Raw genomic sequence first — 14,615 nt, 5'->3', positions numbered from 1 at the left:
GATGAGTACTGCTGTCGGATATGCGGCCGTGGCCGGACAGGTCGTCGTGGTCGGTGCCGGAGCGCCCGTGGTGACCGGTTGGATGCGGCAGGTACGGGCCCGTTTGGAGGGCCGGGCCGGCGCCGGGGTGCTCCAGCCCTGGCGGGACGCCCGCAAGCTGCTGCGCAAGGAGCCCATCACCCCGGTGGGGACCGGGCCCGCCTTCCGTACGGCCCCCGCGCTGCTGGTCGCCACCACCGTGGTGGCCGCCGCCCTGGTACCGCTGCTGTCCACCGACACCCCGGTCAGCTCCCACGCGGACCTCATCCTGGTGGTCGCTCTGATCGCGCTGGGCACCATGGCCCTCGCCCTGGCAGGTCTGGACACCGGTACCGCGTTCGGCGGGATGGGTGCCTCCCGGGAGATGACGGTCGCCGCGCTGGTCGAGCCGACCATCCTGCTGTCGGTGTTCGCCCTGTCGATACCGGCCGGGACGACCAACATCCCGGCGATCGTCTCCGGCGCCGCCCACGAGCCGGCCCGCCTTACTTCCCCGGCCGGGCTGCTGGCCACGGCCGCGCTCGCGGTCGCGGTGCTGGCGGAGACCGGGCGGATCCCGGTCGACAACCCTTCCACCCACCTCGAACTCACCATGATTCACGAGGCGATGGTGCTGGAGTACGCAGGTCCCGACCTGGCGCTGGTCGAACTGGGCGCCCAGATGCGGCTCACCCTGCTGCTCGGCCTGCTGTCCTCGCTGTTCGTGCCGTGGGGCATCGCCACCGGCGCCTCCTGGGCGGCCCTCGCCGTGGCGCTGGTGCTGTTCGCGGCGAAGATCTGCCTGCTGGGCGCGGTGCTCGCGGCGGCCGAGGTGTTCTGGGCCAAGGTGCGGCTGTTCCGGGTGCCCGAACTGCTCGCCGGCTCCTTCCTGCTGGCCCTGCTCGCGGTGACCGCCTCGTACTTCCTGAGCGGAGCGTCATGAGCGGCGGCCTCTACACCCAGCTCCTCGACCTGGCCTGCGGTGCCTTCCTGCTGGCCGCCGTGATCGTGCTGTGGATGCGCGAACTGGCGGCGATCGTCCGCGTCTTCGCCCTGCAGGGCATCGCGCTCGCCGCGGTTGCCGTCCTGCTCGGCGCGCACGAGGAACGCTGGGACCTGGTCGCTGTGGGGCTCGGCGTCGGAGTGCTGCGTGCGGGCGTCCTGCCGTACCTGATGCGGCGCGCCCTGGCCGCGCTCACCCAGGGCCGGCGGCGCTACGGCGACGGGGGAGCGGAGACCCGGGAGACACAGCCCCTCGTCAACGTCGCCGCCTCCCTGCTGACCGCCTCTCTGCTGACGCTGCTCGCCTACGCGGTGGCCCGCCCGCTGACGGAACTGCACCCGACGCCGGCCACCCGCGCCCTGCCGGTCGGCCTCGCCGTCGTCCTGATCGGCTTCTTCGTACTGGTGACCCGCAGGCGGGCGTTGGCCCAGGTGGTCGGTTTCCTGCTGCTGGACAACGGCATCACCGCGACCGCCTTCCTGGCCACCTCCGGGGTGCCGCTGATCGTCGAACTCGGCGTCTCCTTCGACGTGTTGCTGGCGGTGCTGGTGCTGCAGATCCTCACCACCCGGGTGCGGGAGGCGTTCGGCACCACCGACATCGACGACCTGCGGGAGCTGCACGACTGATGAGCCCGACCGCTTCCGCGTTCCTCCTGACCGCTCCCGCCGCCGTGCCGTCGGTGGTGGCCGGCGCGTACGCACTGGCCGCACCGCGCACCCGCCCGGCCGCCGCAGCATTCGCCACGGAGCTCACCGAATCCGGGCAGCGCGCATCCGCACAGGGAACCGTCCTGGTGGCGGAGGCGCCCGAGCCTGACGAGGCGCCCAAGCGGCATGTGCGGGACTGGGTCGGGCTCGTCTCACCCGCCGTGATCCTCACGTGCGGGAGCCTGCTGGCGGCGGACGTCGACAGCGGCGGATCCCGGCGGGCGTACTCCGGGCTCCTGCGCGCGGACGCGCTGACCGCATGGATGCTGCTGGTGGTCGGCGCGGTCGCACTGATCGCCTGCGGCTCGGCACCCGCGTATCTGAAGGGCGAGAGGGCTGCCGGGCGGGCAAGCGCCCGGGCCGTGATGGGGGTCCCCCCGCTCGAGCGAAGTCGAGAGTGGGGGAGCTACCACGTTCTCGTCCAGGCGTTCCTGGCCGCGATGTCCTTGGCCGTCGTCACCGCAAACCTCGGCGTGCTGTGGGTCGCCATCGAGGCCACCACCATCGTCACCGCCTTCCTCGTCGGCCACCGCCGCACCCGCACCTCGGTGGAGGCGGCTTGGAAGTACGTGGTGGTCTGCTCGGCCGGCATCGCGCTCGCCTTCCTCGGCACCGTGCTCATCTACTACGCCGCCCGGCAGGCCGGGATCGCGGAGGCGTGGGCCCTGGACTGGCCCACCCTCGTCGCCCACGCCGACCGCCTCGACCCGGCGGTCACCCGGCTCGGCATCACCCTGATCGTGCTCGGCTTCGGCGCCAAGGCGGGCCTCATCCCGCTGCACGCCTGGTTGCCGGACGCCCACAGCCAGGCCCCGGCGCCGGTGTCGGCGCTGATGTCCGGGGTGCTGCTGTCGGTCGCCTTCGCCGCGATCCTGCGCTACCGGGTCATCGCCGACGCCGCCCTCGGCGTCGGCTTCACCCGCGTCCTGCTGGCCGGGATCGCCCTGCTCACCCTCGCCCTCGCGGCCGGGCTGCTGCTCGCCCAGCGCGACTACAAGCGGATGCTGGCCTACTCCAGCATGGAACACATGAGCCTGATCGCCCTGGCCGCGGCGATCGGCAGCCCGCTCGCCCTGTCCGCCGCGCTGCTGCACATCGCAGGCCACGGGCTGGCCAAGTCGGTCGCCTTCTGCGCTTCGGGCCGGATCCTGCAGATCACCGGCACGGCGCGGATCGGGCGGGTCCGCGGGCTGCTCGCCCAGGCGCCGCCGCTCGCAGGGGCGTTCGGGCTTGCGGTGGTGGCGCTGATGGCCTTCCCACCGTTCAGTCTCTTCGCCTCCGAGCTGGGCATCGCCCGGGCCGGCTTCGCCGCCGGAGGGGGCCTGGGCTGGGTCATGGCGGTGGCCCTGCTGCTCGTGCTGGTCGCCTTCGCCGCACTCGCCGCCCGGACCGCCCGCATGCTGCTCGGACCGGGAACACCGGCCGAGGAAAGCCCGTCCGCGGTGTGGCCCCTGCTGCTGGGCCTGGCCGCCTGCGCCGCCCTGGGCGTGACCCTCGGCCCGCTCACCGATTTGCTGCACGCCGCCACCCAGGCGATCGGAGGCTGAAGCGATGCGCACCACGCACGACATCGGCGTCACCGAACTACCGCAGCGCGCCGAGGAGTTGCTGACCGGCGGCCACCGGCTCGCGCTGGTCGCCGCCCACCACGACGAGCACGGGCTCCGCGTGGTGTACCTGTTCGTGGCCGGCCCGCCCGACACCCGCACCGAACTCCACGTCCGCCTCGCACCGAACCAGCCCGAGACCGTGCCGACCCTCGCCCATCTCTCCTTTCCTGCAGGCCGGTTCGAGCGCGAGATGCGCGACCTGTTCGGCATCGTCCCCCTCGACCACCCGCTGCCCCGCCGTCTCGTCCGCCACTTCCACTGGCCGCGCGGCTGGTACCCCATGCGCCCCGAGGCCGGACCACCGCCGGCCTTCGGTGAGCAGGAGGGGCCGTACCCCTTCCTGGAGGTGGAAGGCGAGGGCGTCTACGAGATCCCTGTCGGCCCGGTGCATGCCGGGCTGATCGAGCCGGGCCACTTCCGTTTCTCTGTCGTCGGCGAGACCATCCTCAAGCTCAAGGCCCGCCTCTGGTTCGTCCACAGAGGTGTGGAAAGACTGTTCCAGGGGCGCTCGGTGGCCGCCGGACTCCCGCTGGCTGAGCGCATCAGCGGCGACACGGCAGTCGGCCACGCCCTCGCGTACTGCCTGGCCGTCGAGGAGGCCACCGGCACCGAGGTCCCGGTTGAGGCCCAAAACGCCCGCGCGATGCTCCTGGAACTGGAGCGGATCCACAACCACGTCGCCGACCTCGGCATGCTCTGCAACGACGTCGGCCACGGCATCCTCAACGCGCACGCCCAGCGGGTGCGCGAGGAACTCCTGCGCCTCAACAAAGAAGTCACCGGACACCGGCTGCTGCGCGGAGGCGTCGTCCCCGGCGGCACGGCACTGCTCACCCTGCCCGACCTCGTGCGCCTGAAGGCGATCCGTGCGGACATCGGAGAGATCGCCGACCTCGCCCTCGGCCACTCCACCGTTCGCGACCGCTTCACCGGCACCGCCATCCTGCACACTGCCGCCGCCCGGGAGATCGGCTGCCTTGGATACGTCGCCCGCGCCAGCGGCATCGCCGACGACGCCCGCGTGGCCCACCCCTTCACCGGATACGGTGCGCAGCTTGACGTGCCTGTCCACGACAGCGGCGACGTCCTGGCCCGCTTCCTGGTCCGCGCCGAGGAGATCGAGACCTCTTTTGCCCTGATCGAGCACTTCACCAAGGGGCTGTCGACCCCGATGGCCGTGCCGGCGCCTCCGCCGACGTCCGGAGCGGCCCCCCGCACCGGCGTGGGCCTCGTGGAGGGCTGGCGCGGCACCATCGCCACCCGCGTCGAACTCGCCCCCGACGGCACCCTGGCCCGGGTCAAGCCGGTCGACCCGTCCTTCTTCAACTGGCCCGCCCTGCCGGTCGCGCTGGCGGACACGATCGTCCCGGACTTCCCGCTGACCAACAAGAGCTTCAACCTCTCCTACGCGGGCAACGACCTCTGACGATTCGATCAGTCATGTGACGGCTACCTACATTCAGGTGGAGGTGTGCACTGAGGCCTTCTCGCGAACCAGTTGGGGGTATACGTGTTCGCATCCCACGCACCGGCGCGTCACGCCAAGCGCCCTCGCAGCCTGCCACTCCTGCTCCTGGTCGCCTTCCAGCGGACATATGGACTCACCCGCGACGGGGCCGTTGGTGAGAAGACCGCACAGACACTGTCCAATCCGCCGTGGTGACGGGCATGAATGGCGGGGTCGCGCTGAAGTCGGAGCAGAACGGTGGAGCGAAGCCGTCCTTCAGCAGCGACGGCCAGTGGAACCTCTCGTACTCGCACAGCCAGCCGACCCAGTCCGGTGATCACCTTCGTGGCCAAGGAGGCGGCGAAGGTGTCACATTCCGAAGTCTCGTACAGACTTGGGGAGTTGAGGTCGTCCCAGGCTCCACACCGTACCCTTGCGCCAGGTCACTTGTGCGCGTGTTCGCCCAGGTAGAAGAGCAGCCACACGAAGCCGGCGAACAGATGCGTGCCGAAGATGTAGAAGCCCGCCCGGATCGCGACGCCACGCTCGATCCGCCACTCCCTGTCCTTGGTCTTCGGCTTCCGCTGCTTGCCTGCGGACTGCTCGGACGCCTGGTCGGTCACCGTGTCGTCTCCCTGCTCTCCTGTGGTGTCCACTGATGTCCACGTCCCGGCGACGGCATGGTGAACCGCACGAGGATGACCTTGCCGTCATGGTCGACGGCGGGCTCCGCGCTGACGTCGCCGTTGTGGTCGGCGGCCAGCTCGGCCACCATCCGTAGTCCCGCACCCATGCCCGCGCCATTGAGATCCGGCAGATGCGGCTCGGCGTCCGCGACGCTGACCACCAGTTTCTCGGCCGCGACCGTGATCCCCACGTCGATCACCGGCGAGCGCGGGGCGTGCCGCAGTACGTTCACGACCAGCTCGCTGACCACCAGCAGCACCGCGTCGGCGAACGCGGAGCCCGGCGCGACGCCTGCAGCAGGAAGGTGTTCGGCCACCGACTCTCGGGCCCGCCGCACCGCTTCGGGCCCCGGTCTGAACGAGGCGATGTGCCGCTGGACCGCGGGCGGCGCATGCTCGATGGGTGCCACCAGCCTGCCGCGCCGCCAAGGCATCCGGAATCCTCCCTTGCCGGTCATCGCGTTGCCTCCGTCGCCCGCAGCTCGTCGAGCAGATCCTTTCGACCGGTCAGCAGGGTGGCCAGGATCCGCCGTGCGGCGGCCAGCAGCTCGGCCACATCACCCCCGGCCAGTTCATACATCACCGTCGAGCCAGTACGCGTCGCGGTCACGATGCCCGAGCGACGTAGCACGGCCAGTTGCTGGGACAGGTTCGACGGCTCGACCTCGATCTCGGCGAGCAACGTGCGCACCGGCTTCGGGCCCTCCTGCAACAGCTCCAGCACTCTTATGCGCACCGGGTGGCCGAGCATCCGAAAGAACTCGGCCTTCGCCTCATACAGCGGAACCGGCATCCCGATCACCCCTCGTCCATCCCCGTCGCCTCGACATCCAACCCGTGCCGCCGCGCCAGCCGTACCGCGTCGTCCAGCTCGTCCTGGGCCACCGCAACGTCGTACGCGTCACCCGCACTCACGGCAGCCGCCAGTCCCGCCCGCGCCGCACGTACCCGCGCAAGCAGCGCATCGGCGACTTCGTTCACTCCGACCTCCGGACGGTGGATCACTTAGGAACAACGGCAACTAACCAATTGAAGAACTCTTCAATTGATTGTAGGCGGAGAAAGGCGCGCCCCAGACACCGCGGACCTCTGCCATCGGCCGCGGAAGGGGTCATGAATCGGTCAGGAGCTGAGTTCGCCGTGCGGGCAGCGCATAGGGGGGGCTGCCGCGACGGCAGCCCCCCTATGCGCTGGACATTCGCAGCCGCTCCCGGGCTGTCTTGGGCCAGCTGCCCGGTACAGCACCGATACCCCGTTGACCAGCGGAAATGGAGGATTCTGAGGCCCGGGAAACACCACGCACCGGAACGCGTCTGCGGTCTGTTGTGAACGTACTGGTCACAGCCATGCACGGCGTTCCTTGTAGTCCTCCTCGTCGAAGGTCCGCGGTCGGCCGCCCCGGGAGCCGTAGGCCTTGTCGGCGCGAACCTTGTCGGCTGTGGTGCGGGGCCCGCCCGGGCCCGGTGCGGGGGACACGGATCCCTTCGAGGACCGGCTGGAACTGTCCATCCCAGGCGATCATGCCTTCGCATCGGCCTGGACCTTCGCCGGACGCGCCGGGCGGGCTGGGTCGCCTTCCACAGGCGACCCGGCACGCCTGGACCGTGAGCAAGGGCCACCGGCGGCGGCACCGCGTTACGGGATGGCCCTCGGGCTGGTGAGTATGAGCTGATGTTGTCGCCTGACCCGGACGGGCTCGGCCTTCCGCCGAGCCCGCCACGCCGGCTCCCTACCGGAGCCGGCCCCCGTGTCAGGCCGTCAGCGCTGCAGTGTCAGCAGACCCGGACGGTAGGGCCAAAGGCCGTAGTCGCCACCGGAGTTGGGGTTGCGCCCCTGGTAGAGCAACTGGAGGTGGCAGGGGTCGACGGTCATGGTCTGATCGGGGCCGGTGCGGATCAGTTCGCCATGGCTGATGTCATTGGTCCACGTGGCGCCGCTGTTGGCCTTGCCGGCGAAGGGGTTGTTCTCGGTCGCGGCCTGGGGTGTCCACGAGCCGTTCAGGCTGGTGGCCGTGAACGAGCGGAAGTAGCGGCCCCGCGAGCCGATCGCTTCGACGATCATGAGGTAGCGGTTCTGGCCCTGCAACTTGTAGACCTGCGGGGCTTCGAACAGGTTGTTCGTCGTGTCGCTCATGACCGTCGTGTACGACGAGCCGAAGCTGCCCGGGAAGTTCCCGATCGGCATACTGGCCCGGTAGATCTTGCCGTTGTCACCGGCGAAGAACAGGTACATGTTCGTCCCGTCACCGATGAGCGTCTGATCGATGGGGCCGGTTCCGGGGCCCGGGATGCTTCCGGAGAAGAGCACCTGCTGGGAGGACCAGCCGTTCGGGTTGGCGGGGTCGTTCGACGTCCGGTAGGAGAAGGCGGTCCCGCCCCACTGGTAGGTGAGCACCCAGATGTTCTTCGGTGCGAAGTAGAAGAGCGTGGGTGCGACGGTGGAGTTCGACATCGCGTTCTGGCTGGCCGAGCCCATCTCCGACCAGTTGGTGAACAGGCCGAAGTTCATCGAACCCCACTTCGACCCCGTGTCGTGCGTCGTCGCGTAGACGAGTTGTTTGCCGTTGTACGGGACGACGGTGAAGTCCTTGAGCGAGGCCCACCCCGGCTTGGGCTGCGCCAGCGCGCCCGTTGACGTCCAGCGGTAGGTCGACGGGAGATTGCAACCCGGGCCGGGGTTGTCGGCGCCGACCTTGACGAGCTGCCACTGCTGGTTGCTGCCGCCCCAGTCGTCGTACTGGACGATGTTCGCGTTGTCGGCGGTGGAGGCGCCTTGTACTTCGAGGGCCTTGTTGCTGTGGCGCGCGATGAGCCGCACGTAGCCGTCCGAGCTGTCGGCGAGCCGCCACTGCTGGTTGGTGCCGTTCAGGTCGGTCCACTGGACGATCGAGCCGCCGTTCGCGGTGGACCGGCTCTGGACCTCCAGCACCTTGCCCGAGTGCCGGGACTTGATGCGGTAGTAGCCGTCCCCGGAGTCGACGAACTGCCACTGCTGCTGGTTCTGATCGTTCCTGGTCCACTGGGTGATGCGGGCGCCGTCGTCGGTCGCCAGGTTGTAGACGTCCAGGGCCTTGCCGCTGTTGCGGTTGACCAGCACATACGAGGCGTTGGGGTCGACGGTCGCCGCGGCGGCGGGCTGGGCACCGAGGAAGGCAGCCACGAGCAGCAAGGGCGCGAGGACGGCGAGTAAGCGTCTTGGACGGACCGGGGACTGGCGGCGGAACCACATCAGAGGACCTCCTTGGGGGGGGCGGGGTCGGGTGACGCCGATGAACCGCGGAGCGGCCGTACCGAGGGGCAGAGGAAGGTCTCGAAACTTTCGGAGAGTTCACCGATTCTTTGACGCCACAAGCTAGGAATGCGGGGCCCTCAGGTCAAGGTCTGTCACCGATCTGTCCAAAACAGTTTCTCCTCTTCGGGCTTGGCAAGCTGTCGCGCCGACCGGAAGCGCTTCGGAAATGCGTGATATGGCTCGCCAGGCGGCGCCGGAGGGTTTCCGCGTCCGGCTCGACGGGATTTCGAATGTTTCGAATCAGATGCGGAAACTTTCTCTGTTGAGACTGTTGACGATTCACCGTCAATCCCGCAACCTCCCTCTCGGGTGGCCGGCCGCAGTTCGAGATTTCGAACTCGTCGGCCCTGAGTAAACGGTGCTGCACGGCAGATCCATGCGCATCATGCGCATCCGTACCGCAGATCCGCGCACCCAAAGCACCTGCGCCACACCGTTTTGTCCCGGTGAGGTTCGCACCGGCGCATCCTGGCTCTTCGTGCAGTTGGAGAGCTACGCGACGCCGTGTGACGGTCCCCCGGCTGAGCCGCGAGGAGTACCCCGTGCCTGTGTCGGAACACCGCTGCCGCCCGCCGTAGGTCACCCGACGGCCGACCGGGCGCCGTCTCGTGCCGGCTGAGATCGTCCCGGTCCCATGACTGCGGTGTCCGGCGATTCCCTGCTGCCCGGGTTCCGGCCCGCCCGCCCCGTCCGTCTGCCGAAGGGGAGCGAACGACGCAATCCCCTGCGCTTCAGTCCTTCCGTGATGTCCACCTTGGAGGCACAGTCATGGGCTCGTACGCCCTTCCCAGACGCGTTATCCGCCGGAAAATCCGCGGCCTGCTGTTGGCGCTGGTCGTCGGCGTCCTCGGTGCGGCTGCCGCACTGGTCGCGCCCCCGACCGCACACGCCGCCGAGAGCACACTCGGTGCCGCGGCGGCGCAGAGCGGCCGCTACTTCGGCACCGCCATCGCCTCGGGCAGGCTCGGCGACTCGGCGTACACGACGATCGCCGGCCGTGAGTTCAACATGGTGACGCCCGAGAACGAGATGAAGATCGACGCCACCGAACCGCAGCGGGGGCAGTTCAACTTCGCCGCCGGTGACCGCGTCTACAACTGGGCGGTGCAGAACGGCAAGAAGGTGCGCGGCCACACCCTGGCCTGGCACTCCCAGCAGCCCGGGTGGATGCAGAGCCTCAGCGGCAGCACGCTGCGCCAGGCGATGATCAACCACATCAACGGGGTGATGGCCCACTACAAGGGCAAGATCGTCCAGTGGGACGTCGTGAACGAGGCGTTCGCCGACGGCAGTTCGGGAGCACGGCGCGACTCCAACCTCCAGCGCACCGGCAACGACTGGATCGAGGTCGCCTTCCGCACCGCGCGCGCCGCCGACCCGGCCGCCAAGCTCTGCTACAACGACTACAACATCGAGAACTGGACCTGGGCCAAGACCCAGGCCGTGTACTCCATGGTCCGGGACTTCAAGCAGCGCGGCGTGCCGATCGACTGCGTCGGCTTCCAGTCGCACTTCAACAACGAGAGCGCCTACAACAGCAACTTCCGCACCACTCTCCAGAGCTTCGCCGCCCTCGGCGTCGACGTGGCCCTCACCGAACTCGACATCCAGGGCGCCTCGGCCACGACCTACGCCAACGTGACCAACGACTGCCTGGCCGTCCCGCGCTGCCTCGGCATCACCGTCTGGGGTGTGCGCGACACCGACTCCTGGCGAGCGGAGCAGACGCCGCTGCTGTTCAACGGCAACGGCAGCAAGAAGCCCGCCTACACCGCCGTCCTCAACGCACTCAACGGCGGCACCTCCACGCCCCCTTCGGACGGCGGAACGATCAAGGGGGTCGGTTCGGGTCGCTGCCTGGACGTGCCCGGCACCAGTACCACCGACGGCACCCAGCTCAACCTCTGGGACTGCCACAACGGCACCAACCAGCAGTGGACGTACACCGCCGCCGGTGAGCTCAGGGTCTACGGCAACAAGTGCCTGGACGCCGCCGGCACCGGCAACGGCACCAAGGTCCAGATCTACAGCTGCTGGGGCGGCGACAACCAGAAGTGGCGCCTCGACTCCGACGGATCCATCGTCGGCGTGCAGTCCGGCCTCTGCCTCGACGCCGTCTCGGGCGGCACCGCCAACGGCACCCTGATCCAGCTCTACTCCTGCTCGAACAGCAGCAACCAGCACTGGACCCGCGCCTGATGGGATCTGCCACCAACGAAAGGGTGCATCGATGAAGGCCTACGGTGCGGCTTCCCCCGCCCCTCCACGAAAACATCGCTGGTGGTCCCGGTTAGCCGCCGTGCTGGCGGCGGCCCTCGCGATCGGCATGCTGGCCGCGGTGAATCCGGCGCCCGCCGAGGCGGCGACAGTGGACACCAATGCCTGGTATGTCCTGGTCAATCGCAACAGCGGCAAGGCGCTGGACGTCTCTGGCACGTCCGCCGCCGACGGCGCGCAGGTCAGCCAGTGGACGCGCCACGACGTCGGCGGTGGAGGCGCCCGATGGGCCGCGTTCGACGGCGGTCACGCACCCGGTCCGGTCGACGGCTCCACCGGCGACAACGGCGCCACCACCTGGACCAAAGCAGAGATCTGGAGGTTCTTCGCACAGTTCCAGTGACCCGCCCGCACCACGGAGTGGAGCAAGGAGGCCCCTTGCTCCACTCCGTCGACGTCCATCCCGGATTGAAGGGCCCAGAGGCCTTTTCAGGAGAGCTCCCACGCCTTCTGACTGGTCAGAGGTGCCGCCGGTGACGAGCTCCGCGCCCTCCTTCTTGCCGATGTCGAGGTAGGAAACGATCTTCTCGTACTGGTCGACGCCGGCCGGGGCTCCGATCATGGTGGCCGGGTCCAGGGGGTCGCCGTATCTCGCGCCCGCGACGGCCACCGGTGCGCTGTCCCGTCCGGGGTGCACGCTGGTCAGCGAACGCGCCCAGGACTCGGTCACCTCGCCGCGCAACGCGTCGCCGCCGCTCGGGGGCGCACCCGCGACCTTCGGCTTCGGCACCCAGCGGGACCACGCGTCCTGCGGACCAGCCCTGCGCCGCCGCAGGTCCCTGCGCTGTCCCATGTGCTTCTCCTGCCTTGAATGGGAGACAACAGCCCCTCGACCGCGCTGACTTTGCCGCTCCTGTCCCTGCCCTACGGGCTTGGTCACGCGGTGGCGGTGGGCTGCGCCTCAGCGCGTGCCGTGCGCTTGCCCGAGCTCGCGTCCGGTGACCATCTCGGACTCGATCCGTACGAACACCGCGTCATCCATGGGCTTCCAGGAGCTGGGGCCGGTCTGCGACAACCGCTCATGCTCGGCGGAATCGGTCACCACGGCGGCCCGTCCGGTGACGACCACGCTCCAGCCGGACCGGGTCGCCGCGTCGAACTCGTCCGCCTCGAAGGCGACCACAACGCCGTCGATGGCGCGTACGAGGTCGGAACCGGCCGAGGTGCACAGCAGGACGGCGGCGTCGGTGTCCAGGCAGAAGTTGACGGGGAGGACCGCGGGCAGCGCCCGCCGGGTGTACACCACGCGGCCGACCGGCATTTTGGCCAACAGGCGCAGGCACTCCTGCCGGTCGAGTGCGCGAAAGCCGTCTGTCTGGAACATCGGCCCATCGTCCGACCGTGCGCTGCGAGGGGGTAGGGCCGGTCGGCCCTTACCTCCTTATGGCGCGGCCCGCCGATTGCGGCCGCTGCTTCGGCGTCCGCCGTGCGGGCAGCCCGGGTACACGGCTGCGGAGGGAGGCGATACCAGGGCCTGTCTGCGCACCGACAGGGACTGATGGCCCATGCCGTCGGCGAGTCCGGATGCGGACAGTGGTTGCGGGATGCGACCGATGGGCAGGCGAGGTGCCGGCCGTGCGCGTGCGATCCCGGTGGCGCCGTACCACCAAGCAAAGGAAAGGGACGGACAACATGTTCCAGCCGTTGAAGTCGAAGAGCGACAGCTCGCCGTCGGGCGCTCCGGTGCCCGGCCGGGCGTGGCTGATGCTGGCCCTGGCCACGATCGGTTTCGCCGTCAACTTCTGGGCATGGGCGCTGCTGAGCCCGCTCGGCCCGCGGTTCAAGGACGGCCTGCACCTCAGCTCCTTCCAGCAGTCGCTGCTGGTGGCGGTGCCGGTCGTGGTCGGCTCCCTGGGCCGCATCCCGGTCGGTGCGCTGACCGACCGGTTCGGCGGGCGAGTGATGTTCCCGATCGTGTCGGCGGCCGCCATCGTGCCGGTGCTGTACCTCGGCCTGGCCGGGCACTCCTCCCTCGTCGCGCTGCTGGCCGGCGGGTTCTTCCTCGGCGTCGGCGGCACGGCCTTCGCGGTCGGGGTGCCGTTCGTGAACGCCTGGTTCCCGCCCGAGCGCCGGGGCCTGGCCATAGGCGTCTTCGGCGCCGGTATGGGCGGCACCGCGATCAGCGCCCTGACCACGGTGAAGCTGGTCGACGCGCACAGCATGTCGACCCCGTTCCTGATCACCGCCGCGGTGCTCGCCGTCTATGCCGTGGCCGCCGCGCTGCTGCTGCGTGACGCGCCCGGCCGCACCGTGCCGACCGAGTCGCTGGCCCGCCGCCTGGCCGCCACCGCCCGGCTGCCCATCACCTGGCAGGCGTCCGCGCTGTACGCGGTGGCCTTCGGCGGCTACGTCGCCTTCTCCGTCTACCTGCCCACCTACCTCAAGACCGGCTACGGCCTCACCCAGGCCGACGCCGCCAACCGCATGGCGGGGTTCGTGCTCCTGGCGGTGGCGATGCGCCCGGTCGGCGGCTGGCTGTCCGACCGGCTGGGCCCGGTGCGGGTGCTGGCCGGATCCTTGGCTGTGGTTGTGGCTGGGGCGGTCGTGCAGTCGTTCACCCCGGCCCTGGCGCCGGTGGGCACCGTCGCGTTCCTGGCCATGGCCGGCGCGCTCGGCGCGGGCAGCGGAGCGACCTTCGCCCTGGTGGCGTTGCTGACCCCGGCGAACCAGGTGGGCTCGGTCACCGGAGTGGTCGGCGCCGCGGGCGGACTGGGCGGCTTCCTGCCCCCGCTGGTGATGGGCTCGCTCTACGGCGAGTACGGGACGTACGCGGCCGGTCTCGTTCTCCTCGCGATCGTGGCCGCCGCTGCACTGGCCTTCACCCTCATCGTCGTCCGCTCTGCCGTCCAGGGTGGCGACCGGGCTCCGCGTACCGGCCGTGGGCAGCGTCACCGCACCGCGCACACCACGGCGTGAGACCGCGCGGCTGGCAACGACGGACCGAACAGGTGGGGAGAAACCTCGATGTGTGAGTACTGCGGCTGCCAGTCCCTGGCGTCCATCGACGAGCTGACCCGCGAACATGACGAGGTCGTCCGCCTGATCAGCCACCTCCGCCCGGCCCAGCAGGACGGTGACGTGGCCCGGATGGCAGAGATCGCCCGCGAGATCGCGGCCGTCCTCGGCCCCCACACGCAGGTCGAGGAGCACGGCCTGTTCCCGGCCATGGCCGTGGACTTCCCGGAGCAGATCGCGGCCCTGGAAGCCGAGCACCGCCGCATCGAGGCCGTCCTGGCCGAGGCCGACGACGCCACCACGCCCTCGGACCCGGCCTGGCCGCACCGCCTGATGGAGGCGATGGCGATGCTGCGTGACCACATCCTCAAAGAGCAGGACGGCGTCTTCCCGGCCGCACTCGCGGTCCTCGGCACCGAGGAGTGGGAGGCGGTCGAGAAAATACGCGCAGAAGCAGGAAGCGCCCTGTCCCGGCCCCCCGCCTGATCATTCCCTCCACAGTTCGCCACGGCGGACCGGCCACTAGGGCGTGTTTCGAAAGTCCCGTCTGGCCCGCGACGCCTGGCACGGCGCCTCGCCGTGTTGTCGGGATCGTCCGCGTACGCCCAGTACGCGGAC

At 69.8% G+C, this 14,615-nt stretch carries 15 protein-coding genes and 1 pseudogene; 8 read left to right on the top strand and 8 right to left on the bottom strand.

All coding sequences use genetic code 11. The annotated features are described in order from the left end of the window. Position 1 precedes the first annotated feature (1 nt). The 4 genes from ACIBTS_RS11540 to ACIBTS_RS11525 are packed head-to-tail and all read left to right on the top strand — an operon-like array spanning position 2 to position 4,767. Positions 2-961 carry a respiratory chain complex I subunit 1 family protein gene (locus tag ACIBTS_RS11540; protein WP_399318551.1) on the top strand — a complete coding sequence of 320 codons (960 nt, stop codon included), beginning with the start codon at positions 2-4 and terminating at the stop codon, positions 959-961. Next, a complete protein-coding gene (locus tag ACIBTS_RS11535; protein WP_399318549.1) occupies positions 958-1,650 on the top strand; it encodes a hypothetical protein in 693 nt (230 codons plus the stop codon). Before ACIBTS_RS11540 ends, ACIBTS_RS11535 begins: the two co-directional genes overlap by 4 nt. Further along, on the top strand, positions 1,650-3,278 hold the full coding sequence (locus ACIBTS_RS11530; protein ID WP_399318547.1) for a proton-conducting transporter membrane subunit: 1,629 nt from the start codon (positions 1,650-1,652) through the stop codon (positions 3,276-3,278). The genes ACIBTS_RS11535 and ACIBTS_RS11530 overlap by 1 nt, the downstream gene beginning before the upstream one ends. Before the next feature lie 4 nt (positions 3,279-3,282). Continuing rightward, positions 3,283-4,767, top strand: a complete 1,485-nt coding sequence (locus tag ACIBTS_RS11525; RefSeq protein WP_399318545.1) for an NADH-quinone oxidoreductase subunit C — start codon at positions 3,283-3,285, stop codon at positions 4,765-4,767. 464 nt (positions 4,768-5,231) lie between these two features. Here the strand turns inward: ACIBTS_RS11525 and ACIBTS_RS11520 are convergent, their stop codons facing one another. From ACIBTS_RS11520 to ACIBTS_RS11495, 6 genes are all read right to left on the bottom strand, one after another. Next, positions 5,232-5,411: a DUF6126 family protein gene (locus tag ACIBTS_RS11520; protein WP_319672151.1), complete on the bottom strand. Its 180-nt coding sequence runs from the start codon at positions 5,409-5,411 to the stop codon at positions 5,232-5,234. Next, positions 5,408-5,932, bottom strand: coding sequence for an ATP-binding protein (locus ACIBTS_RS11515; protein WP_399318543.1), 525 nt, complete (start codon positions 5,930-5,932; stop codon positions 5,408-5,410). Before ACIBTS_RS11515 ends, ACIBTS_RS11520 begins: the two co-directional genes overlap by 4 nt. Beyond that, entirely contained in the window at positions 5,929-6,267 is a 339-nt protein-coding gene (locus tag ACIBTS_RS11510) for a metalloregulator ArsR/SmtB family transcription factor (RefSeq protein WP_319672153.1), read from the bottom strand. Before ACIBTS_RS11510 ends, ACIBTS_RS11515 begins: the two co-directional genes overlap by 4 nt. 5 nt (positions 6,268-6,272) lie before the next feature. Next, complete coding sequence (locus tag ACIBTS_RS11505; RefSeq protein WP_399318540.1) at positions 6,273-6,455, bottom strand: hypothetical protein; 183 nt, start codon at positions 6,453-6,455, stop codon at positions 6,273-6,275. 357 nt (positions 6,456-6,812) lie between these two features. After that, entirely contained in the window at positions 6,813-6,983 is a 171-nt protein-coding gene (locus ACIBTS_RS11500) for a hypothetical protein (protein ID WP_399318539.1), read from the bottom strand. Between the two features lie 249 nt (positions 6,984-7,232). Then, positions 7,233-8,702 carry a non-reducing end alpha-L-arabinofuranosidase family hydrolase gene (locus tag ACIBTS_RS11495; RefSeq protein WP_399318537.1) on the bottom strand — a complete coding sequence of 490 codons (1,470 nt, stop codon included), beginning with the start codon at positions 8,700-8,702 and terminating at the stop codon, positions 7,233-7,235. An 831-nt stretch (positions 8,703-9,533) separates the two neighbouring features. On the opposite strand from ACIBTS_RS11495, the gene ACIBTS_RS11490 reads away from it, so the two are divergent. Continuing rightward, positions 9,534-10,964, top strand: coding sequence for an endo-1,4-beta-xylanase (locus ACIBTS_RS11490; protein WP_399318535.1), 1,431 nt, complete (start codon positions 9,534-9,536; stop codon positions 10,962-10,964). A gap of 100 nt (positions 10,965-11,064) precedes the next feature. Beyond that, the gene (locus tag ACIBTS_RS11485) at positions 11,065-11,385 is read left to right on the top strand and encodes an RICIN domain-containing protein (protein WP_399318533.1); all 321 of its coding nucleotides are present in this window, start codon (positions 11,065-11,067) and stop codon (positions 11,383-11,385) included. A 111-nt stretch (positions 11,386-11,496) separates the two neighbouring features. On the opposite strand, the pseudogene ACIBTS_RS11480 reads toward ACIBTS_RS11485, so the two are convergent. Both ACIBTS_RS11480 and ACIBTS_RS11475 read right to left on the bottom strand, forming a co-directional pair. After that, positions 11,497-11,835, bottom strand: a pseudogene (locus ACIBTS_RS11480) (aldehyde dehydrogenase family protein); the annotation flags it as partial. A 108-nt stretch (positions 11,836-11,943) separates the two neighbouring features. Next, on the bottom strand, positions 11,944-12,366 hold the full coding sequence (locus tag ACIBTS_RS11475; RefSeq protein ID WP_399318531.1) for a pyridoxamine 5'-phosphate oxidase family protein: 423 nt from the start codon (positions 12,364-12,366) through the stop codon (positions 11,944-11,946). A gap of 380 nt (positions 12,367-12,746) precedes the next feature. Between ACIBTS_RS11475 and ACIBTS_RS11470 the strand changes: the two genes are divergently transcribed. Both ACIBTS_RS11470 and ACIBTS_RS11465 read left to right on the top strand, forming a co-directional pair. Next, entirely contained in the window at positions 12,747-13,958 is a 1,212-nt protein-coding gene (locus ACIBTS_RS11470) for an MFS transporter (protein ID WP_399318873.1), read from the top strand. A gap of 48 nt (positions 13,959-14,006) precedes the next feature. After that, positions 14,007-14,483: a hemerythrin domain-containing protein gene (locus tag ACIBTS_RS11465; protein ID WP_399318529.1), complete on the top strand. Its 477-nt coding sequence runs from the start codon at positions 14,007-14,009 to the stop codon at positions 14,481-14,483. Positions 14,484-14,615 lie beyond the last annotated feature (132 nt).

Origin of the sequence: Streptomyces sp. NPDC050121 (assembly GCF_044460385.1) — a bacterium.
GTDB lineage: Bacteria > Actinomycetota > Actinomycetes > Streptomycetales > Streptomycetaceae > Streptomyces > Streptomyces soliscabiei.
Note: the sequence above shows the minus strand (reverse complement) of the source record. Positions and strands in the feature narration are given on the sequence as shown.